Source organism: Streptomyces katrae (assembly GCF_002028425.1).
Taxonomy (GTDB): Bacteria; Actinomycetota; Actinomycetes; order Streptomycetales; family Streptomycetaceae; genus Streptomyces; species Streptomyces katrae_A.
Genome location: NZ_CP020042.1, coordinates 6774964 through 6795849, shown reverse-complemented (window position 1 = coordinate 6795849; position 20886 = coordinate 6774964). Strand labels below are relative to the sequence as shown.

The window sequence follows — 20886 nt, the reverse complement described above, 5'->3', positions numbered from 1 at the left end:
GCCCTGCCCCCCCCGGGGCCGTGGCGCATGTCGGAGGGCCCGGAACTGGCGGTGGACCTGGTCCATGGTGGCGGCCCCGAGCGGGCCGGAGTGGAAGTAGCCCGCGTTGTTGATCAGGGCGTCGACGCGGCCGAACTGGGCCTTGGCGAGTGCGCTCCGGGCTGCCCCGGGGCCACCCACAAGCAGCAACGGGCCGACGATCTGCTGGCCGCCGCGCGTCGGCTGGCCACGGCCGAAGGCGTGCACGCCGTGCCCCTCACCCAGATCGCGGCGCAGGCCGGCGTGCACCTCTCCGGCGTCCGCCGCTCCTTCGCCTCGCGCGAGGAGATCCACCTCCGCCTCGCCGCCGAAGGCTGGCCCGATTGGGCCGAGGCACTGACGGCAGCCCTCGCCGACCTGCGGGGCACCGCAACCGCCACACCGGAGACGGTTGCCGACGCCTTCGCACGCACCCTCGCCGAACGCCCCCTGTTCTGCGACCTGCTCGGGCACGTCCCGGTGAGCCTGGAACGCGGCGCGGCACCCGAGACGCTGCGCGGGTTCAAGCCCTCCGCCCTGGACCCGGTCGACGCGGCCATAGAGGCCGTGCGCCGCAGCGGGGCGCCGCTCGACGCGAGCGCGATACGCGACGTGATCGCCGTCGCGACCTCCCCGGCCGGCCCCTGTGGCAGACCGCCCACCCGGGCCCGGGCCTGGAATCGCTCTACGCCGAGGACCCGCGGCCGGCCCACTCGGTCACGGACTTCAAGCCCCGCCTCACGCACCTCTTGCGCGCCACCGCCCGCGGGCTCACCGGGCGGTGACGCGGCCGGAAGGGGGATCCGGGGTCAGGGGGCGGGGACGGGTCCGCCGGGGCGGAACCGCTCCACCTCGTCTCCAGGCACTCGATCGTCTACAGTTCAGTAGACCGTCTACTTGACTGTAGTCAACGGGGTCCTTCGGGCTGCCCCCGTCTCCGAACCAGTGAGAGAGGCCGACCTGATCCATGGCCACATCCGCTTCCGCCGCCCTCGCGGTGAATCTCCTCGATGCCCATTCACTCCTTGCGACGTTCGGCGTGATCGGCATCGCGGTGGTGATGTTCGCCGAGACCGGCCTCCTGGTCGGCTTCTTCCTGCCCGGTGACTCGCTCCTGTTCACCGCCGGCCTGCTGTGCGCGGGAACGGCTGACGGGGACGCGAAGCTGTCCCTGCCTGCGGTACTCGCCGCCTCCGTGACCGGCGCGCTGGCCGGCGCCCAGTGCGGCTACCTCATCGGCCGCAAGGCGGGCCCCGCCCTCCTGGCCCGCAGTCGCTCCAAGAAGCTCCATGAGGGCGCCGCACGGGCCGAAGAGCTCCTTGCGAAGTACGGACACGCCAAGGCGATCGTGCTGGCCCGGTTCGTTCCCGTGGTGCGCACCGTCCTGAATCCCCTCGCGGGGGCCCTGAACATCCCGGCGCGCGTCTTCACCCTCTGGCAGGTCGCGGGCGGCCTGCTGTGGACGGTGGGCCTGGTCCTGGCCGGCTACGCCCTCGGCTCGTCCATCCCCAGCGTCGACACGTACCTCCTGCCGATCGTGGGCCTGATCGTGGCGGTCTCGCTGCTGCCCGTGGCGATCGAACTCCTCCGCTCCCGCAGGGGCGGCAAGCACCAGAACGGAACAGCGCAGTGACCTCCGGCTACAACGGCTCCGGCTTCGACGGCAACGCCTACATCGACGTCACCGACCTCGCCCACCGGACCCCGGGCTGGCTCAACGACGCCATCGCCGCCTGGTCCCTCTACGGCCTGCTGCTGTTCGCCGTGCTGATGCTCGCCGCGTGGTGGCAGGCTCGTCGCACCGGATCGCCGTCCGCCGTCACCGCGCTGGCCGTGCCGCTGATCACGCTCGTGGGCTTCGCCGTCGATCTGCTGCTCAAGCTCGTGGTCCGCGAGGACCGGCCCTGCCAGAGCCTGCACGTGGCCGTGCTGGAAGCCTGCCCCGCCCCCGGGGACTGGTCCTTCCCCAGCAACCACGCCGCCATCGCCTCCGCGGCCGCTGTTGCCCTGCTCTTCGTCTCCCGCCGTCTGGGCGCCGTCGCCGTGGTGGCGGCGGTGCTGATGGCCGCCTCCCGGGTATGGGTCGGTGTGCACTACCCCCACGATGTCCTTGCCGGACTCGCCGTCGGCGCCCTGGCGGCCGCCATCTGCGCCCGGGCCGTCAAGCGGCGCCAGAACGCACTGGCCGAGCGGCTCGGCCGAGGCCGCCTGCGCCCGCTGCTGACCGCCGCGTGAGTCACCCCCGCCACCCCGGCCGAACGGGAGGCCGCCCTCGCGGAGCTGCGCCGGCAACCGCGCAACGCCAGCGCCACCCGCGTCCGCAACCGCGACAGCGTGGACGGCCGCCCCCGCGGCTACCTGCGCAAGTTCGGGCTCTCCCGCGTACGGGCCCGACAGCAGGCGCACGCCGGCTTCCTGCCGGGAGTGACCAAGTCCTCCTGGTAGTCGGCATCCACACGCACGCGTGCGACCGCACCTGCGGGCATCACCTACACACTTGGTAATGGGATCCGTTTTCATATAGCCTCCCGGCAGTCCCCAGACCGAGGAGTGCCACCATGGCCGTCCCCAAGCGGAAGATGTCCCGCAGCAACACCCGCCACCGCCGCGCCCAGTGGAAGGCGACCACGCCCCAGCTGGTGCCGGTCACCGTCGACGGCTCCGTCTATCAGGTCCCGCAGCGCCTGGTGAAGGCGTACGAGCGCGGCCTCATCCGCCCCGAAGGCTGATCGCGTGGCCCCGCACGACCGCCTGCCGGTAACCGTTCTGTCCGGTTTCCTCGGCGCGGGAAAGACCACCCTGCTCAACCATGTGCTGAGCAACCGCGAGGGCCTGCGGGTCGCGGTGATCGTCAACGACATGAGCGAGGTCAACATCGACGCCGCGCTCGTGCGCGGTGGCGAGGCGGCGCTCTCGCGCACCGAGGAGCGGCTGGTCGAGATGACCAACGGGTGCATCTGCTGCACTCTGCGTGACGACCTGCTGGAGGAGGTCGACCGGCTCGCCCGCGAAGGCCGCTTCGACTACCTGCTCATCGAGTCCAGCGGCATCTCCGAGCCGATGCCGGTCGCCGCCACCTTCTCCTTCCCCCGGGACGACGGCGCCACCCTCGGTGACCTCGCTCGCCTGGACACCATGGTCACCGTCGTCGACGCCGCGAACTTCCTGCGCGAACTCGCCTGCGGGGACGAACTCGTGGCGCGCGGCCTGGACCAGTACGAGGACGACGGGCGGACCGTCAGCGATCTCCTCATGGACCAGGTCGAGTTCGCGGACGTCATCGTCCTCAACAAGCTCGACCTGGTCGGGCCGGGCGACGCGGCGCGACTGCGCGCCACCCTCGCGCGGCTCAATCCCGAGGCCCGGATCGTGCCCGCCGTACGCGGCCGCGTCGCGCTCGAACAGGTCCTGGGCACCGGACTGTTCGACGTGGAGCGGGCCCAGCAGGCCCCGGGCTGGGTCAAGGAGCTCAACGGCGACCATGTCCCGGAGACGGAGGAGTACGGCATCTCCTCGCTGGTGTTCCGCGCCGACGCGGCCTTCCACCCCGGCAGGCTCTGGACGTTCGTCACCAAGGGCCTCGACAGTGGCACCTTCGGCAGGATCCTTCGCTCCAAGGGGTTCTTCTGGCTCGCCAGCCGCCCCCGGGTGACCGGTCTGTGGTCCCAGGCCGGCGCGGTGGCCCGCTTCGAGCCCTCGGGGGCCCGCGGCACAGAGACAGCCCAGGGCCAGGAGCTGGTCTTCATCGGCACCGGGCTGCGCACCGAAGCCCTCCGGGCGGCGCTCGAAGCCTGCCTGCTCAGCCCCGGTGAGCCGGTCCCCGCCGAGGACGAGTTCCCGGCATGGGAGACGTACGGCATCGACGAAGCCTGCGAGCACGAGCCCGCCGCCACACCTGTGACGGCGGCGGCCTGAGACTCCGGGCCGGGCGGTGGTCGCAGCCACGGCACCGCCCGGCCCGGCCCCTCCGGGGGCCACCGAACCAGCACTCGGCTTCTTCTCGGTGACCGCAAGGCCCAGCGGGTCAGGCAGTCGCCACGGAGTCGAGCCTGCCGGCCTTCGCGTCCTCGATGAGGGAACCGAACTGATCGGCGCTCATCTGCACTCGCTGCCCGAAGTCGTCGGTGATCACGACGCGGCGCTCCGCCGGAGCGGACTCGTCGACGAACAGCTGCGGGCAGCCGCAGTCACACTTGCCGCAGAACGTCGCCACGGGTTCCAGGGAACTGGTGTCGGTCATCTCAGGTGCCTTCCGTAGTCGCGTCCGCCCACGGAACGGTATCCCGCGCCCCGCATCCCGGACGTGTTGGGAATGCCCGTGCGGCGACGCGGGCAAGCGCCGGCCGCGCCCCGGATCGAAGCACGGCCGGCTGTCGCTGTGCTCCCGCTGCTCCCTGCCGTCGGGGGGCTGGCCTGTGCCTGGATCCCCCAGAGGCCCGCCGCAGGGCGTTTCCCGCTGCTCGGCGAGGAGTTGCCGGCCAGTAGCCGTGCACCGGACGATGCGGCGGACCGGCTCGGGGTGGGCCGGCTGACCCGGCGGCCGCTGCACACGCTGTCCGGGGGCCAGTTGCAGCGCAGGTACCTGGCCCGGGCCATCGGCTGCGTGGCCGCGGGCGCGGAAGTGCCGCCGGCCGACGAACCGACCGCCGCCCTCGACTTCGACGGGCAGGCCGAGGCAGCCGACGTCCTCACCTCCCTGTCGGTGACGCTCGTCGGCACGGGCGTAATCCTCACAGCCGGGCGGCCGCCATACGCATCGCACCGGCACACCGAGACGGCCCGGGCCACGAGCTGGGCCGCCTCGGTGCGGCGGTCCGGTGAAGCAGGCACGCACCCGCCGACGGCGGCCCCGAGCACGAAGCCTCCGGGGCCCTGACCGCATTCGCCTCCCGATCCGGCCCCCTCGTCATCGCCGGAGCCCACCGCCGCGCATCCCGGGAACACCTACCGGAACGGATGCGCGACGCGCTCGCACACCTCGGCCTCCTTCGCCCGGCGGCCAACCCCTCCGGCGACCCGACGCATGCCGCCGTGCGGTGAGATGAGGAGCGAGACGAGGAAGGCCGCGGCGACGACCAGGGTGATGGTGCCGCCGGCCGCCAGGTTCCACCGCGTGGAAAGTTCCAGGCCGAGGACGCAGGAGCCGGTGCCGGTACCTACCGCGATGAGGATCGTCGTACGGATGCGGTCGCTCCACAGGCGGGCGGTTGTGGCTGGGCCGACGATCAGGGCCATGGCCAGCATGACGCCGACGGCCGGGGCGGTGACGACGATCACCGCTTCGACCAGGAGCAGCATCAGCAGGTCGAGGGCGGCCACCGGATAGCCGGCCGCGCGCTGCCCGTCGGGGTCGAACGCCCCGTACAGCAGCTCCTTGTGCAGCACGCCGAGGGCCAGGAGCACTGCGGCGCCCACGCATGCCGTGGTGGCCAGTTCCCGGCCGGTGACGGTGACGATCGAGCCGGTCATGAAGGCTTCGAGGTTTCTGTTGAAGCCGCTGGTGGCGGAGAGCAGGGCCACACCGAGGGCGAAGCCGGTGGCCAGGACTATGCCGGTCGAGGTGGCGGCCCCTTGTGCGTGGTGGTCGCGTCGGCGGGACAGGGCGAGGACGCACAGGCAGACGAGCAGGCCCATGGCGGCGCCCCCCAGGTAGATGTCGATGCCGAGTACGGCTGCCAGGACGACGCCGGGGAAGGTGGCATGGGTCATGGCCATCGCGAAGAAGCTCATCCGGCGCAGGACCACGTGCAGTCCGATCGCCCCGCACAGGGCGCCCACCATGGCCGCTTCCAGGAGGGCTCGGTGGGTGTAGGAGTCGAGCCAGCTCATGCGCGTCGGGCCTTTCGCAGGAGTGCGGCTCCGGCGAGCAGAGTCGCGTACGCCGTGGTCATCAGCAGGACGACGGCGGGCCCGGCCGCCAGTTGGAGGCCGTGGAAGACGGATGCCTGGTAGCTCACCGCGAGGCCGAGCCAACCGCAGAGCCCGCCGAAGGCCGCTCCGACGGCGGCGATCACCGGGATGCGGTGCGACAGGACGCGGCCGAACGCGGCGGGGGTGATCACCAGTGCGATGACCAGCACCGTCCCCACCGACCGGACGGCTGCTACCACCACCAGCGCGATGACGACGTTCAGGGCCAGGTCCAGTAGCCCGATGCGGTAGCCCATGGCCCTGGCTCCCTCCGGGTCGAAGGCGCGCAGCGTCAGGTGGCGGCCGAGGACCGCGAGCGCGGCCAGGCAGCCGGCGGCCACCAGCGCGCTCTGCACCACCTCCGTCCGGGTCACTGTCAGGACCTGGCCGAACAGGAAGGCCGTCAGGTCGTGCCGGTAGCCGTGCTGCCGGGAGACCAGGACCACTCCGAGGCCGAAGAAGGCCGTGAGGAGGACGGTCAGGGCCGAGTCCTCGCTGATGCGCGGGGCCCGGGTGAGCAGCGTCAGGAGTACCGCGGTGACGAGTCCGGCCGCCAGCGCGCCCCAGAAGACCCCGTCCGCCGCGCCGGCGGTGAAGCCCACGACGACGCCGGGGAAGACGGTGTGGGTGAGTGTGTCGGCGACGTAGGCGAGGCGGCGTACGAGGACGAACACGCCCACCACTGCGCCCAGGACGCCGAGGATCACCAGCTCGGTCAGTGCCCGCGCCATGTACGGCACGTGGAACGGCTCCACCAGGAGAGCCCCCACACCGCTCACGTCCCGGCCACGATCGCGGAGCCGTCCACCTCGAAGGCGTGCGACCCGTAGCAGCACCGCAGGTTGTCGGCGGTGAGGGTCTGCTCCAGCGGGCCGAAGGCGAACTGACGCCCGTTGAGGAGGCACACCTGCGCGCACAGGTCGCGGGCGACGGTCAGGTCGTGGGTGGAGACCAGGACTGCGGCGCCGCCCGAGAGCAGTTCGCGCAGCGCGCCCAGCAGGGCGTCCCGGCTGACCGCGTCCACACCGTTGAACGGCTCGTCCAGCAGCAGTACATCGGCCTGCTGGGCGATGGCGCGGGCCAGCAGGACGCGCTGCCGCTGCCCGCCCGAGAGGGTGCCGAAGCGGTCGTCGGTCCGGGCGGCGAGGCCTACGAGCTCCAGCGCGTCGGCGGCGATGGCCCGGTCCCGCCGGCCGGGCCGGCGCAGCCACCCGGCGGCCCGGTAGCGGCCCATGAGGACCACCTGGCCCACGGTGACGGGGAATTCGGGGTCGAGGGTGTCGGCTTGGGGGACGTAGGCCGTACGGGAGCGGGCGGCGGCCGGGCGCTGGCCGTACACGGAGACCGTCCCGGAGCCCACCCGCACCAGGCCGAGTGCGGACTTGATGAGGGTTGACTTGCCGGCGCCGTTGGGGCCGACGAGCGCGACGGCCTGGCCGGGGAGGACGGTGCCGTGCACACCTTCGAGGACGGTCGTGGCGCCGTAACACAGGCAGGCGTGGTCGAATGCGATCGCCGGGAGCGGGCCGGGACCGGCTTCCGTACGCGGTGAGGGCAGGGCGAGGGCGCTCACTTCAGGGCGTCCACGATGGTCTTGGTGTTGAATTCCTCGCTCTTGAGGTAGGTGTCGCCTGCTGAGCCCTCGGGCCCGAGCGAATCCCCGTACAGCGAGCCGTCGCCCGCGACGACCTTGACCCCGGCCTGGTCGGCGATGGTCTGCGCGGTCTTGGGCGGCAGCGAGGACTCGCCGAAGACGGCCTTCACCTGCTCGGCCTTGATCTTCTTGACCAGGCTGTCCAGCTGGGTGCCGGACAGCTCCGCCTGGTCGCTGAAGTCGGGGATGACCGAGCCGACGAAGGTGAGGTGGTAGCGGTCGATGTAGTAGCCGAAGGCGTCGTGGTTGGTGACGAGCTTGCGGCTGTCCTCCGGGAGGGAATTGATCCGGCCCTCGATGTCCTTGTCGAGGGCGTCGAGCTTGGCCGCGTAGTCCGTGAAGCGCTGCTCGTAGTCGGCCGTGTGGGCCGGGTCGGCCTTGGCCAGGGCCTTCTCGATGGCGGCGCACATGATCTTGGCGTTCTGAGGGTTGTGCCAGATGTGCGGGTCCTCGGCCGGCTTGCCGGTTTCCTCGTCTTCGCCGTGGCGGAGGGCGATGTCCGCGCTGGTGTCGACGGTCTGCCCGTGGAAGCCAGAGGTCTGGACCGTCTTGGGGAGCCACGCGTCTTCGAGACCGACACCGTTCTTGACCAGCAGCTCGGCCTGGCCTATCGCCTGGATGGCGGCGGGGGTGGGCTCGTACTCGTGGGGCGAGGTGTTGGGCTTCACCAGCTGGGTGACCGCGACGCGGTCGCCGCCGACGGTGCGGACGAAGTCTGCGATCTGTGTGGTGGTGGCGACCACCTTCAGGTTGCCGCCCTCGCCGGAGGCGCCGTTGCCGGCAGCGGAGCCGGAGCCGCAGGCGGTAACGGACGCGAGGGCGATCCCGACGGAGGCGAGCCCGACGGCGCGGCGCTTGGGGTGGTGCATGGGTCCTCCAGGTGTGGGCTCGGGCACTGCACGAGCCCACACCTTATCAACATGAAAATCGTGTTCATTTAGAGTACCGTCTGGAACCGCCCGCCCCGCGCCCAGCGGAAGGCGACCACCGCGTGCGTCAGGGGCGGCGTGCGCCGGAGGCCGCCTCGGCCTGGGCCCAGACCGACAGGAATGACAGCCTCAGACAGCCTGCGAGTGCCGGGTGTTCGATGAACAGCGCTGTGGTTGCCCGGGTGTCGGCCATCGGGTCGGGCATGTCGCACAGGACCAGCGAGGCATCGGCGATGATCAGCTTCAGCGGGAGCTCCCGGGTGAAGCGGGCCTCCTCGCCGGCCTCGCCGAACCGGCGCACGTTCTCCAGCACCTCCCCGTCGCCGAGGGCGTCGTGGGTGTAGACGGCGCGGGCCGAGCCCCCGGCCCGGCGCAGCCTGCGGACGGCCTTGATGCCTTCGTCGTTGGCCGCGGGGGCGACGAAGGGGGGCTTGCAGAAGCTCAGCAGCTCGCGCGTGGCCTGCTCCTGGATGCTCGCGAACCGCTCGGCGATCGCCTTGGGATCGCGCAGCACCTCGATGTAGTCGAGCGGATCCGTATGCGTCTGCCCGGCCGACCAGACCGGCGTCAGCGCCGTCGCCAGCACGGCCGCCGCCTGGTCCAGCCTTTCCAGCGACTCCCGCTGAAGGGCCATCAGCCGGGCGAGCGCCAACTCGGGGGAGACGGCGGAGAAGGCGGCCACCCGTCCGGGACGCGGGATGGCGAGACGCCGCCGCACCAGTGCGTCGAGCACGTCGTACACCCGCTGGCGAGGGACGTCGGCCGCGCGGGCCACCTCCGCCGCGGTGTACGACTCGCGCCTGACCAGCGTGAGGTAGACCCGCGCCTCGTAGCGCGAAAGGCCCAGCGCAACAAGGTCGTTGACCGCACCGTCGTCCAACTCCATGGCAGCACACCGTATACCCGTAGATCACCGGCCGAAAGCAATCCTTTGCACTTCGCGGGTATCTTCTTGGGGCTGATTCTCATTACGTTCTGCGGTGGCCACCACTGAACGTGGTGACAGTTGGTCAGATCAATGAACCGTGCCACGCGCACCCCGCGGCGCCCCTCCCTCCGCGCTTGACATGTCATGAACCTGACATGCCTGGGAGGCCAATCCCACGCCGCGGGGATTCAACCCCCCATGGAGGGCAGTTCATTGCAATCGAGCCCCACCAGCCGCGCCAGAACACTGACGCGCCGCGCCGCGACCGCCGTACTCTCGACGGCGGCCCTGATATCCGGCGGCCTGCTCGCGGTCGCTTCCCCGGCGGCGGCCTCCCCGGCGCCCGCCACGCCCGCCGCCTCCGCCGCGCACACCCAGCGGCTCTGCTCGGAGCCGACGAAGCCCGGCTTCATGGCCTGCCACGCGCTGGCCCGCACCGACCTCGAGCAGCAGCTCAGCCTCGCGCCGAACCTCGTTCCGTCCGGCTACGGACCCACCGACCTCCAGAGCGCCTACGCCCTCCCGGCCTCGGCCGGCGCCGGGGCCACGGTCGCCATCATCGACGCCTACGACGACCCGAACGCCGAGTCCGACCTGGCGACATACCGCTCCCAGTACGGCCTGCCGCCCTGCACCACCGCCAACGGCTGCTTCAAGAAGGTCGACCAGAACGGCGGCACCTCCTACCCGACCGCCGACTCCGGCTGGGCCGGCGAGATCTCCCTCGACGTGGACATGGTCAGCGCCGTCTGCCCGTCGTGCCACATCCTGCTCGTCGAAGCGAACCAGCCGTCGATGGCCGACCTGGGCACCGCCGTCAACCGCGCGGTGACCATGGGGGCGAAGTACGTCTCCAACAGCTACGGCGGCGGCGAGGACTCCACCGACCCGAGCTCCGACGCCTCCTACTTCAACCACCCGGGTGTCGCGATCACCGTCAGCTCCGGTGACAGCGGCTACGGGGTCGAGTACCCGGCGGCCTCCCAGTACGTCACCTCCGTCGGCGGCACGTCGCTGAACCGCGCGGGTGGCACCACGCGCGGCTGGTCGGAATCCGTCTGGGGCACAAGCTCCGGCGGCAACGGCGCGGGCTCCGGCTGCTCCTCGTACACCACCAAGCCGTCCTGGCAGAGCGACAGCGGCTGCGCCAAGCGCACCGTCGCCGACGTTTCGGCGGTCGCCGACCCGGCCACCGGCCTCGCCGTCTACGACAGCTACCAGGCGAGCGGCTGGAACGTCTACGGCGGCACCAGCGCCTCCGCGCCGATCATCGCCGCCGTCTACGCCCTCGCCGGCACCCCGGCGGCGGGCAGCTACCCGTCCTCGTACCCGTACGCCCACACCTCCTCGCTCAACGACGTCACCAGCGGCGCCAACGGCTCCTGCGGCAGCAGCTACCTCTGCACCGCCAAGTCCGGCTACGACGGCCCGACCGGTCTCGGCACGCCCAACGGGACCGCCGCCTTCACCGGCGGCTCCACCGGCGGGAACACCGTCACCGTGACCAACCCCGGCAGCCGGACCAGCACCGTCGGCACGGCCGCCTCCCTGCAGATCCAGGCCACCGACTCAGCCAGCGGCCAGACCCTCACCTACAGCGCCACCGGACTCCCGCCGGGCCTCGCGATCAACGCCTCGACGGGCTTGATCAGCGGCACCCCGACCACCGCGGGCACCTACAACGTCACGGTCACCGCCAAGGACACCACCAACGCCGCCGGCAGCGCCTCCTTCACCTGGACCGTCAGCCCGACCGGCGGCGGCTGCGTCCCCGCGCAGCTCCTGGGGAACGCAGGCTTCGAAACCGGCAGCGCCAGCCCCTGGACCGCCACCACCGGCGTGGTCGACAACGGCAGCGGCGAGGCCGCGCACTCCGGCTCCTGGAAGGCATGGCTCAACGGCTACGGATCCACGCACACCGACTCGCTCTCCCAGTCGGTGACGCTCCCGGCCGGCTGCCACGCCACCCTCAGCTTCTACCTGCACGTCGACACCGCGGAGACGACCACCGCCACCGCCTACGACAAGCTGACGGTCCAGGCCAACTCCACCACCCTGGCGAGCTACTCCAACCTCAACAAGAACACCGGCTACGTCCAGAAGACCTTCGACCTGTCCTCGTTCGCGGGGCAGACGGTGACCATCAAGTTCAACGGCACCGAGGACTCCAGTCTCCAGACCTCCTTCGTGATCGACGACACCGCGGTCAACGTCGGCTGACCCGAACATGAAGAAGGACGGGCCCGGACCGCAGGCATCGGTCCGGGCCCGCCCGGCTGTACGGCCGCCCGCCCGTCCCGGCTCAGCGGACCTCCACGGTGACCTGCCACGTCATCATCGCGAGGCAGCTCACCGAGCCGGGCGCAGCCGGCTCCGGACAGCTCCGGACGGCGGAGGTCAGGACGGCCGTTCCGGTCGACTCGCCCCGGAAGACATCGTCCGATTCCCGGGCCAGCCCCGTCCCGGACACGCTCACCGGCCCCGCAGGCCGCCCCTGCAGCGACACCCGGACCGTACCGTGCCTGTCCAGGCAGATCCGATGGCCGTTGTCCGCTGCGGTGACGGTCACCTCGCCGCCGTCGACGCAGCCGGCCCGGGCCGGCTCGGCGCCGCAACCGGCCGTGAGCAGCAGAGCCGCGAGAACCATTCCCGTCCGTACACGCATCCCAAGGCCTCCCCGCACCGGAGCATCGGTCGGTCGGCGATGGGACGTAATCCCTACATCCCGGTTCCATCGACCTCATGGGCGACGGTACCGCGCCCCCTCGGGAGTGCTCGCCTGCCGCTGCGGCTCAGGCGGGGGGCGGTGTCCCGGGCGAGCCGGGGCGGGGGCGGCGGGCCGTGTCCCAGGCGTGCCAGAGGGCGGCGTACGCGCCGTCCGCGGCGAGGAGTTCGTCGTGGCTGCCGAGCTCGACGATACGGCCGCCGTCCATGACGGCGATCCGGTCCGCGTCGCGTACGGAGTCCAGGCGGTGCACGATGGAGACGACCGTGCGGCCCTCGATCAGCGCCGCCAGCGAGCGTTCGACGCGGCGGGACGCGGTGGAGTCCATCATCGCGGTGGCCTCGTCCAGGACCAGCGCGTACGGATCCGACAACAGCAGCCGGGCCAGCGCCAGTTGCTGGGCGTGGGAGGGGGAGACCCAAGCCGCGCCAGGGCCGATCTCGCTGTCCAGTCCCTCGGGCAGGGAGCGCACCCAGTCCGCGAGGAGGACGCTCTCCAGCGCCTGCCACAGCGGGGCGTCGCCCGTGCCGGCCCCGCCCGCGACCTCGGCGGTGTCCGTCACGGGTTCGCGGTCGCCGGCCAGGAGGAGGTTGTCGCGCACTGTCCCGGTGAAGACGTGCTGTTCCTGAGTGACGAGAACGATCTCGCGCCGCAGCTGTCCCACCGGCAGGTCGGTGATGTCGGCGCCACCGATCCGCACGGTCCCGCGCGTCGGATGGTGCACGCCCGCGAGCAGCTTGCCCAGGGTGGACTTGCCGGCGCCCGAGGCCCCGACGACCACCAGCCGTTCGCCGGCGGCGATGTCGAGGTCGATGCCGGTGAGCACCTCGCGGCCCGTTCCGTAGCCGAACCCGACCCCTTCGATGCGCACGGCGTGGCCGTCGGTGGGGGCCGGCGGCCGCGGCTCCTCGCGGGGCAGCCGCTCGACGCCGAGGATCCGGCGCAGCGCGGCATTGCCGATCTGGAGTTCGTCGGTCCAGGTCAGCAGGTCGTTCAGGGGCTCGCCGAGGGCCTGGACGTAGAGGACCACGGCGGTCAGCTCCGCCAGTCCCACCTCGCCCCGCTGGTAGGCGAGTCCGCCGATGAGGAGGGTGAGCGCCATCGGGACCATGGTGGCCAGGTCCAGGCTCGGGAACCAGATGGTCTGGAGCCAGGTGGTGCGCTGGCGGGTGCGGACCACCCGGTCGACGGCCGCGCCGTGGCGGGCCGCCTGGCGCGGGCCGAGCCCGAGGGCCTCGGCGGTGGCGGCGCCGCGGGCGGTCTCGTGCGTGACGGCCAGCACGTCGGCCTCGTGCGCGAGGAGCCGCTCGTACGCGCGGGTGGCGCGCGGCCGGTACCACCACGTGGACAGCACGGCGAACGGCACTCCGGCCAGCAGGCCGAGGGCCAGCAGGGGCGAGGTGAGCAGGATGGCCGCGAAGGTGAACACGAGGGTGACGGCGGCCAGCGCGATGCGGGGGACGGCCTGGCGGATGCTCTCGCTCAGCCGGTCGGCGTCGGTCGTGGCGCGGCTGAGGAGGTCGCCGGTGCCGACCGCCTCGACCTCGGACAGCGGCAGTGCGAGGACGCGCCGCACGAAGTTCTCGCGGGTACGGGCGAGGACCCGTTCGCCGAGCAGGGTGGCCTGGGTGCGGGCGGCCCGGGCGAGGAGGGCCTGGCACAGGAGGACGGCGACGAAGGCGAGGGCGAGCAGGTCGACCCGGTCGGCGGTGGTGCCGTCCTTGACGGATTCGACCAGGTGGCCCAGCAGTCGGGGGCCGATCAGGCTCGCGACCAGGGCCGCGGCGAACATCCCGAACGTGAGGGCCACTCGGGGTCCCTCGCCGCGCAGGAAGGCGACGGTCCAGGTGCGGACGTCGGACCGGTCGGCCAGCGGCAGCCGGCCGGCGCCGCCGGGGGCGGGGTCCGCGGCGGCGGCCGGGGCGGTGTCCGCGCCGGCCGCGGCGGACCGGGTGGGGGTGGTCATGAGGGCACTCCTGCGGAGCGGTGGGTGCTGCCGGGGACGGACGGCCCGTCGAGGCGGACCACGTGGTCGGCGGCGCCCTGCCACAGGGGGCTGTCGGTGAGGACCACAGTGGTGCGGCCGGCGCGCAGGGCGGCCACGCGGGCGACGATGCGGGCTTCGGTGTGGGCGTCGACGGAGGCGGTCGGGTCCTCCAGGACCAGGACGTCGGGCGCCGCGAGGAGGGCGCGGGCGAGGATCAGCCGCTGGCGCTGTCCGCCGGACAGGGCGCGGCCGCCCTCGTCGAGGCGGGCGTCCAGGCAGCCGGGCAGGGCGTCGACGACATCGACGGCGTCGGCGGCGAACAGGGCCTGTTCCAGCGCCTGCCCGGACGGGTCGGTTCCGGCGGTCAGCTCCTCCCGTACGGTGCCGCTGAAGAGGATGTCGGCGGGGCCGGAGCGCAGCAGCCGGGTGGCGACCTCGGCGGGATCGGTCCGGTCCAGGGGGACGCCGCCGAGCCGGACCTGCCCCGCGGCCCCGTGGGCGCCGGGGCGGCTGAGGCGGTCGGCGAGGTCGCCGGCCCGGTCGGCGGGGGCGGTGACCACGGTGAGGCGGCCCGCCCCGGCGGTGATGCCGGTGCCGGCGTCGGCCAGGTCGAGCGGGCCGGCCGGGAGCGGTTCGGGGTGGCCGGGCCGGACCGCTGCGGGGGTGAGCCGCAGGAGGGTGCAGACCCGGCCGGCGGCCACCTTGGCGAGGCTGAGCGTCTCGGCGGCCTCGGTGGCGGTGCTGACGGGCAGGGTGAGGAAGGCGGAGGCACCGTAGAACGCGATGAGTTCGCCCGCGGTGATGGTGCCGTCCAGCGCGAGGCGGGCGCCGAACCAGACGATGCCGACGGTGACCAGTCCGGGCAGGAAGACGCCGGCCGCCTGGAGCCAGGCCTCCATCCGGCCCGCGGACTCGCCGGCCCGGCGCACCTGTTGGCTGGTGCGCCGGAACCGCTCGGCGAAGCCGGCCTCACCGCCGATGCCGCGCAGGATGCGCAGGCCGGCCACGATGTCGCCGGCCTGGGAGGTGGCGATGCCCATCTGCTCGCGCTGCTCCTCGTCACGTGCCTGGAGGGGCCGCAGCAGGGGTCCGATGCCGAGGACGGCGGCGGGTACGCCGATGAGGACGGCGAGGCCCAGCGCGGGTGAGGTGACGGTGAGGGCCACGGCCACCAGGACGGCGGCGACCACCGCCCCGACGGTGCGGCCGACGACCTCGAAGGCGTTGCCGATGCTCTCCACGTCGGCGGCGGCGGAGGCGGCGACGTCCCCGGAACGGGCCTTGCCGCGCAGGGCGGCGCCGAGCCGGACGACCTGCCGCATCAGCACCCGGTGGGTGACCGACAGGGCGTGGGCCTCCGCGCCGACGGCGGCCTGGATCAGCCCGGCGCCGGCGAGGGCCTGCAGGACGCCGAGGCCGAGGGCGAGCAGCGACCACAGGAACAGCCCGGACGGGCCGGTGCCCTGCCCGGCTTCGTCGATGGCCCATCCGATGACCAGGGGGATCAGCGCGAGGGGGATCATCCACAGGGCGCCGAGCACGGCGGCGAGGACCAGCGGCAGGGGCCGGATCCGCACCAGCCACCACAGGTAGGCCCACGGGCCGCGGGCGTCGGCCTCGGGGACGGCGGCGGGTGCGACCGAGGCGTCGAAGAGTCGGTTGCTCACAGGTACCGGTCCCGGGTCGCGGCGCGGTCGACCTTGCCCGTGCGGGTGTGCAGCAGGGCGGGTACGGCCACGATCCGGTCGGGGACGAGCGGCCCGGGGACGGCTGCGGACAGCCGCTCGCGCAGCGCGGCCGCGGATTCCTGCGCGGCGCCGCGTCCACTCGCCCCGGGGGTGAGGACCACGAAGGCGACCAGGACGGTGTGGTCGCCCTTGGTGTGCGCGGCGGCGGCGGCCGCGGCCACGCCGGGGAGCCGGCCGACGGCCTCCTCGACGTCGAGGAGGTCCACGCGGTGGCCGCGGATCTTGACCTGGTGGTCGATGCGGCCGTGGAAGACGAGTGCGCCGTCGCCGCCCTCGGTGACGAGGTCACCCGTGCGGTACCAGCGGTCGGTGCCGTCCGGGTCGGTCCCGGTGAACCGGGCGGCCGTGCGCACGGGGTCGTCGACGTACCCGGTGGCCAGCTGGGGTCCGGCCACGAGGAGTTCGCCGGGGCCGTCCGGGTCCTCGGCCCCGGGGGCCACCGCCTGGCGTACGGAGGGCAGCGGGCGGCCGATCGGCACCCCGTCGGGGAAGTCCGCGGGCGCTCCGGGGCCGGCGAGGACGGCGCTGTGGGTGACCAGGGCGGTCTCGGTGGAGCCGTAGGTGTTGAGCAGGACGACGTCGTGGGCGCCCAGCCGGCGCCAGCGCTCCAGCATGTCGGCGCGGACGGCCTCACCCCCGATGACCACCGTCTCCAGGGAGCGGGGCAGGGCGCGTCCGGTGTCCAGCAGGTGGCCGGTGTAGAGGTGCCAGTAGTCCACGGGCAGGTTGACGAGGGTGACCTCGTTGTCGGTCAGGACGCGGTCGAGGTCCGCCTCGCCGTCCTCGTCGAGGACCACGAGCCCGCCGGTCAGCAGGGCCGGGAGGATCTCCTCCAGGCTGGTGTCGCCGTCCAGCCGGTGGAAGTTGAGGGCGATGGTGCCGGGTCCGGCGCCGTACCGGCGGATCAGGTGGGGCAGCACGGCGTGCAGGGCCCGGTGCGGGACGGCGGCCGCCCTGGGTGCTCCGGTGGAGCCCGAGGTGAACAGGACGTACGCCGGGTCCAGCGCCCGTACGGGCTGGCCGGCCTCGCGCAGCGGCGCGCGGGACGGGCCCCAGTGGGGGCGCAGGACGCGGTCGACGGCGGGCAGCCGGCCGGTCTCGGCGGTGGCGACGAGCTCGCGGCAGCCGAGGGCGTGCAGGGCCCGGTCGGCGTGGCCTTCCGGTCCGTCGGCGACCGGGACGTAGCCGCGGCCGGCGGCGAGGATGCCGAGGACGGCCGCGATGTCGCGGACGCTGTGGTGCACGTGGACGGCCACCGGCGGTGCGCCCGCCGTGCTGCGGACGGCGACCAGGTCGGCCACCGCCCCTGCCCAGCGGGCCAGTTGGCCGTAGCCGACGGTCACCCCGTTGTCGACCACCGCGGGCCGGTCGGGGTCCGAGCGGGCGATGGCGAAGAAGGGGTCCAGCACGCTGGGCAGGATCATGGCAGGGGTCTTCCGGTCCGTCCGTGGGGCGTTCAGCGGGTGGGGGCCTGGGGTGCGCCGGGCGCGCCGGGCCCGGACAGGGCGTCGAGGAGGGCGGTGAGGGCGGCCCGGTGGCGGTCGGCCAGCGCGCGTACGGTCGCCTCCTCGTGCAGGGCGGTGGAGTACCACCACTCGACGCGCAGGACGCCGTCGTCCGTGGTGGCGATCACCTCGACCGGGTGCGGGCGGGTCCAGTGGCCGGCGGTGATGTCACCGACCGGTTCCGGGGCCACGTCCGGCAGGAGGGTGCCCAGGGGCAGGGTGTCGGCGTCGTCGCCCTCGAAGTCGAAGGAGACGTCGCTGGGCGCGACGGCGCGCAGGGCGGCGGCGATCCGGGGCCGGCCGTGCCGGGCGAGCGCGCCGAAGCCGACTCCGCCGCCGGGGAGGGCCGCGAGGTGGCCGACGGTCCGGGCCAGACGTTCGGCGGGGGTGCCGGGGGCGAAGTCCAGGCGGACCGGGACGGTGGTGGTGAACCAGCCGGTGGTGCGGGACAGCCGGGTGTCCCCCACGGTCTCCTCCCGGCCGTGGCGCAGGACGTCCAGGCGTACGGCAGGCTCGCCGAGCCGATCGGCGAGGACCTGCCCGAGGGCGTGCAGGACGAGGTCGCCGGGGTGGGCCCGGTGGGTGCGGGCCGCCGTGTGGAGGCGGGCGGTGAGGTCCCCGGGGAACTCCTCGCGGTGGGTGGCGGCGGTGGCGGCGGTGTTCACCGCCCGCGGGTCGGCCACCGGGTGGTCCGGCGGGAGGCCGGCGGGGGTGCGGGCCACTTCCGTCCACCACTCGGCCTGCTCCTCCGCCTCGGGGGTGCGGGCGTGGGCGGCGAGCGCCCGGGCCCACTCCGGGTAGGAGGTGCCCTCGGTCGGCCACACGTCGCGGCGGCCCGCCTCCAGCGCCGTGTACACCTCCTCCAGGTCGGCGAGCAGCACGGACCAGGACACCATGTCGACGGCCATCTGGTGCACGGTGATCAGCAGTCGGCCGGGGCGGCGGGGTCCGGCGTCGAAGCGGACGAAACGCGCCACGCGTCCGGCGCCGGGGTCCAGGGAGCGCTGCTCCACCGCGCACCGCAGGGTGATCGCGGCCGACAGGGCCGCGTCGGCGAGTTCGCTGACGTCGACGGTGTCGAGGACCGCGCCGAGGGCCGCCTCCGGCGGGCCGTCGGTGGCGAGGGCGGCGGCCAGCTGCCGTGGCCGGCGGGCGGGGCGCTCCTCGACGGCCAGGCGCAGCGAGGCGTGGCCGGCCACGAGCCGCCGGACGGCCTCGGCGAACAGCCCGGGTTCGATGCCCGGCCGGGTGGTGAACAGCATGGCCTGGTTCCAGTGGCCGCGGTCGCCCGTCTGCTCCTCCCAGGCGTGTTCCTGGGCGGGGGTGAGGACGACGGGGCCGTGGGCGGCGCCGGGCGGGGCGGCCGCGGCGCCGCCGCGCCCGGCGGCCCGCTCGGCGACGAGCTCGGCGAGGCGGGCGGCGGTCAGCTCGGGTCCGAACAGCTCGCGCAGCTGCACCTGGACGCCGAAACCGGCTTCGATGCGGCGGGCGGTGCGGATCAGGTCGAGGGAGTCCACGCCGAGGTCGCGCAGCGGGGCGGTGAGGCCGGCGTCGGGGGCCAGGACCGCTTCGGCGAGCCAGCCGGCGAGCCGGTCGTACACCTCCGCAGCCGTCGGCCCGTCGCCGGCCGTCCGCCCCTCGCCGGCCGTCGGGCCGTCGCCACCGCCCGGCGGCCGGGGGTCCGGGGCGGTGGCGGGATCGGGGGCCGCGGGGTGCTCGCCGGGGTACGCCTGTCGTACGGGGGTGGTCACGCGTCGGCCTCCCCGAGGGATCCGGCGGGGCGGCGGACGAGGAAGGGGCCGAGGGCGAGGGCGTCCAGGGGGAGCCGGTGGAAGGTGGCGAGCGCGTCGCCGGGGCTGCACACGACCGGCTCGTCACGGCCGTTGAAGGAGGTGTTCATGATGACCGGGGTGCCGGTGTGCCGGGAGACTTCGCCGATGAGGCGGTGGTAGAGCGGGTCGACGGCGGCGGAGACGGTCTGCGGGCGCGTGGTGCGGTCGCTGTGGACGACGGCCGGCATGGCCGCGGCCCCGGCCTCGGTCACGGGGGTGGTGACGATCATGTAGGGCAGCGGGGTCGCGGTGCCGATGAGGGCTTCGGCGGCCTCCTCCTGCATGCTCGGGGCGAAGGGGCGCCACGCCTCGCGGTCCTTGATGCGGACGTTGACCCGGTCGCGGGTGGACTCGGGGTCGGGTACGGCGACCAGGCTGCGGTGGCCCAGGGCCCGGGGTCCGCCCTCGGCGCGGCCCTGGAACCAGCCGGCGACCCCGCCGGCGGCCAGCACTTCGGCGGTGGCCGCGGCGATGTCCGAGGGTTCGGTGTACGCGGTCCCGGAGGCCTCCAGCACGTGGCGGATGCGGTCCGGTGACCACTGCGGGCCCCAGGCCACGGAGCCGTTCATGGGCTTGATCCGGTCGCCCTCCTGGGCGGCGGCCCAGACCGCGGCGCCGAGCGAGACGCCCTGGTCGCCGGCGAGGGGCTGGACGAAGAGGTCCCGGACCTCCGGCATCCGCATGATCTTGCCGTTGAGGGTGGCGTTGAACCCGACCCCGCCGGCGATCATCAGGGTGGTCTCGCCGGTCTCCCGGAGCAGACCCCGGACCAGGCCCATGACGGCACGTTCCAGGGCGGCCTGGGCCGTGGCGGCGACGTCGCGGTACGCGAAGGGGTCCCGGGCGGTGGCCTTGGCGAAGCGGCCGGTGACCGGGTCGAAGCGGCGCGTGCTGCGGTTGGGGGCGTCGGGGAGGGCCCTCTCCAGGTGCTCCAGCCAGTGCCGGATGGTGGCGGCCTCCTCGTCGGTGCTGCCCGTGGAGCGCAGGTCGGGCGGGACCACGCCGATGGTGAAGTCCTCGTCGGTGAAGTCGAAGGCGCCGCCGAAGGTGAGGTCGCCGGGGGTGCCGTAGGAGGCCAGGCCCATCATCTTGCCGGCGTTGTCGGCGCCGAGGCCGGCGTAGGCGCAGACGGCGGCGTAGAAGTAGCCCAGCGACCAGCCGGGGGTGTGCGCGCGCAGTTTCTTGATCTCGCCGTCGATGCCGACGGCGAGGGTGGTGCTCTCGTTCTCGCCCTGGCCGTCCAGGACGAGGATCGCGCCGCGGTCGCGGCCGGAGAGGTGGTAGGCGCTCGCGGCGTGGGCGATGTGGTGGCCGACGAAGGTCAGCCGGGGGTCGGCGCTGCGCGGGAACAGCTTCTTGGGCAGCAGGTGTTCCAGGGCCTCGGCGTCGCTGCCGAACCACTCCAGGCCCCGGTCGGCGAAGAGGGCGGGCAGGTCCCACCCGTGGGCGACCACGTCGATGTCGTCCAGGGTGAGACCGCCCTCGGCGAGGCAGTAGGCGGCGGCGTTGAGGGGTGCCTCCCCGTAGGCGTGCTTGTGACGGGTGAAGCGTTCCTCCTCGGCCAGGGCGATGACGTCGCCGTCCACGACGAGGCAGGCGGCACCGTCGTGGCTGGCGCCGGGCCATCCGTTGACTCCGAGCACACGCATG

18 protein-coding genes and 2 pseudogenes are annotated in these 20886 nt (G+C 73.5%); 8 read left to right on the top strand and 12 right to left on the bottom strand.

Annotation, left to right across the window (positions count from 1 at the left end):
• The first annotated feature begins 27 nt into the window (after positions 1-27).
• The 6 genes and pseudogenes from B4U46_RS30785 to B4U46_RS30765 all read left to right on the top strand — a co-directional run bounded on the left by B4U46_RS30785 (position 28) and on the right by B4U46_RS30765 (position 3933).
• On the top strand, positions 28-906 hold the full coding sequence (locus tag B4U46_RS30785) for a TetR family transcriptional regulator (protein ID WP_079430887.1): 879 nt from the start codon (positions 28-30) through the stop codon (positions 904-906).
• Positions 907-985: 79 nt separating this feature from the next.
• Complete coding sequence (locus tag B4U46_RS30780; RefSeq protein ID WP_079430886.1) at positions 986-1651, top strand: DedA family protein; 666 nt, start codon at positions 986-988, stop codon at positions 1649-1651.
• Entirely contained in the window at positions 1648-2253 is a 606-nt protein-coding gene (locus tag B4U46_RS36840) for a phosphatase PAP2 family protein (RefSeq protein WP_100862315.1), read from the top strand. Before B4U46_RS30780 ends, B4U46_RS36840 begins: the two co-directional genes overlap by 4 nt.
• 9 nt (positions 2254-2262) lie before the next feature.
• Positions 2263-2463, top strand: a pseudogene (rpsN, locus tag B4U46_RS36835) (30S ribosomal protein S14); the annotation flags it as partial.
• 113 nt (positions 2464-2576) lie between these two features.
• Complete coding sequence (gene rpmF / locus B4U46_RS30770) at positions 2577-2747, top strand: 50S ribosomal protein L32 (protein ID WP_079430885.1); 171 nt, start codon at positions 2577-2579, stop codon at positions 2745-2747.
• Positions 2748-2751: 4 nt separating this feature from the next.
• Positions 2752-3933 carry a GTP-binding protein gene (locus tag B4U46_RS30765; RefSeq protein ID WP_079430884.1) on the top strand — a complete coding sequence of 394 codons (1182 nt, stop codon included), beginning with the start codon at positions 2752-2754 and terminating at the stop codon, positions 3931-3933.
• Positions 3934-4042: 109 nt separating this feature from the next.
• On the opposite strand, the gene B4U46_RS30760 is transcribed toward B4U46_RS30765, so the two are convergent.
• The gene (locus B4U46_RS30760) at positions 4043-4258 is read right to left on the bottom strand and encodes a hypothetical protein (RefSeq protein ID WP_079430883.1); all 216 of its coding nucleotides are present in this window, start codon (positions 4256-4258) and stop codon (positions 4043-4045) included.
• 171 nt (positions 4259-4429) lie between these two features.
• On the opposite strand from B4U46_RS30760, the pseudogene B4U46_RS30755 reads away from it, so the two are divergent.
• A pseudogene (locus B4U46_RS30755) lies at positions 4430-4732 on the top strand (ABC transporter ATP-binding protein); the annotation flags it as partial.
• Positions 4733-4962: 230 nt separating this feature from the next.
• On the opposite strand, the gene B4U46_RS30750 reads toward B4U46_RS30755, so the two are convergent.
• The 5 genes from B4U46_RS30750 to B4U46_RS30730 form a co-directional block, all read right to left on the bottom strand.
• The gene (locus tag B4U46_RS30750; RefSeq protein WP_079430882.1) at positions 4963-5847 is read right to left on the bottom strand and encodes a metal ABC transporter permease; all 885 of its coding nucleotides are present in this window, start codon (positions 5845-5847) and stop codon (positions 4963-4965) included.
• Entirely contained in the window at positions 5844-6707 is an 864-nt protein-coding gene (locus B4U46_RS30745) for a metal ABC transporter permease (RefSeq protein ID WP_208949824.1), read from the bottom strand. The genes B4U46_RS30750 and B4U46_RS30745 overlap by 4 nt, the downstream gene beginning before the upstream one ends.
• Entirely contained in the window at positions 6704-7501 is a 798-nt protein-coding gene (locus B4U46_RS30740) for a metal ABC transporter ATP-binding protein (protein ID WP_079430881.1), read from the bottom strand. Before B4U46_RS30740 ends, B4U46_RS30745 begins: the two co-directional genes overlap by 4 nt.
• Positions 7498-8451 carry a metal ABC transporter substrate-binding protein gene (locus B4U46_RS30735; protein WP_079430880.1) on the bottom strand — a complete coding sequence of 318 codons (954 nt, stop codon included), beginning with the start codon at positions 8449-8451 and terminating at the stop codon, positions 7498-7500. Before B4U46_RS30735 ends, B4U46_RS30740 begins: the two co-directional genes overlap by 4 nt.
• A gap of 127 nt (positions 8452-8578) precedes the next feature.
• Complete coding sequence (locus tag B4U46_RS30730; protein ID WP_079430879.1) at positions 8579-9397, bottom strand: TrmB family transcriptional regulator; 819 nt, start codon at positions 9395-9397, stop codon at positions 8579-8581.
• A 240-nt stretch (positions 9398-9637) separates the two neighbouring features.
• Here B4U46_RS30730 and B4U46_RS30725 point away from each other — a divergent pair, with 240 nt between their 5' ends.
• Positions 9638-11659, top strand: a complete 2022-nt coding sequence (locus B4U46_RS30725; protein WP_185117145.1) for a putative Ig domain-containing protein — start codon at positions 9638-9640, stop codon at positions 11657-11659.
• 82 nt (positions 11660-11741) lie between these two features.
• Here B4U46_RS30725 and B4U46_RS30720 read toward each other — a convergent pair whose 3' ends face one another.
• The 6 genes from B4U46_RS30720 to B4U46_RS30695 all read right to left on the bottom strand — a co-directional run bounded on the left by B4U46_RS30720 (position 11742) and on the right by B4U46_RS30695 (position 20885).
• A complete protein-coding gene (locus B4U46_RS30720; protein WP_079430878.1) occupies positions 11742-12086 on the bottom strand; it encodes a hypothetical protein in 345 nt (114 codons plus the stop codon).
• 145 nt (positions 12087-12231) lie between these two features.
• A complete protein-coding gene (locus tag B4U46_RS30715) occupies positions 12232-14130 on the bottom strand; it encodes an ABC transporter ATP-binding protein (protein WP_079430877.1) in 1899 nt (632 codons plus the stop codon).
• Positions 14127-15818 (bottom strand): ABC transporter transmembrane domain-containing protein, encoded by a 1692-nt coding sequence (locus B4U46_RS39935; protein ID WP_079430876.1) that lies wholly within the window; start codon positions 15816-15818, stop codon positions 14127-14129. Before B4U46_RS39935 ends, B4U46_RS30715 begins: the two co-directional genes overlap by 4 nt.
• A complete protein-coding gene (locus tag B4U46_RS30705; protein ID WP_079430875.1) occupies positions 15815-17323 on the bottom strand; it encodes an AMP-binding protein in 1509 nt (502 codons plus the stop codon). The genes B4U46_RS39935 and B4U46_RS30705 overlap by 4 nt, the downstream gene beginning before the upstream one ends.
• Positions 17324-17355: 32 nt before the next feature.
• A complete protein-coding gene (locus tag B4U46_RS30700) occupies positions 17356-19155 on the bottom strand; it encodes a condensation domain-containing protein (RefSeq protein WP_237293183.1) in 1800 nt (599 codons plus the stop codon).
• Complete coding sequence (locus B4U46_RS30695) at positions 19152-20885, bottom strand: carbamoyltransferase (protein WP_079430874.1); 1734 nt, start codon at positions 20883-20885, stop codon at positions 19152-19154. Before B4U46_RS30695 ends, B4U46_RS30700 begins: the two co-directional genes overlap by 4 nt.
• Position 20886 lies beyond the last annotated feature (1 nt).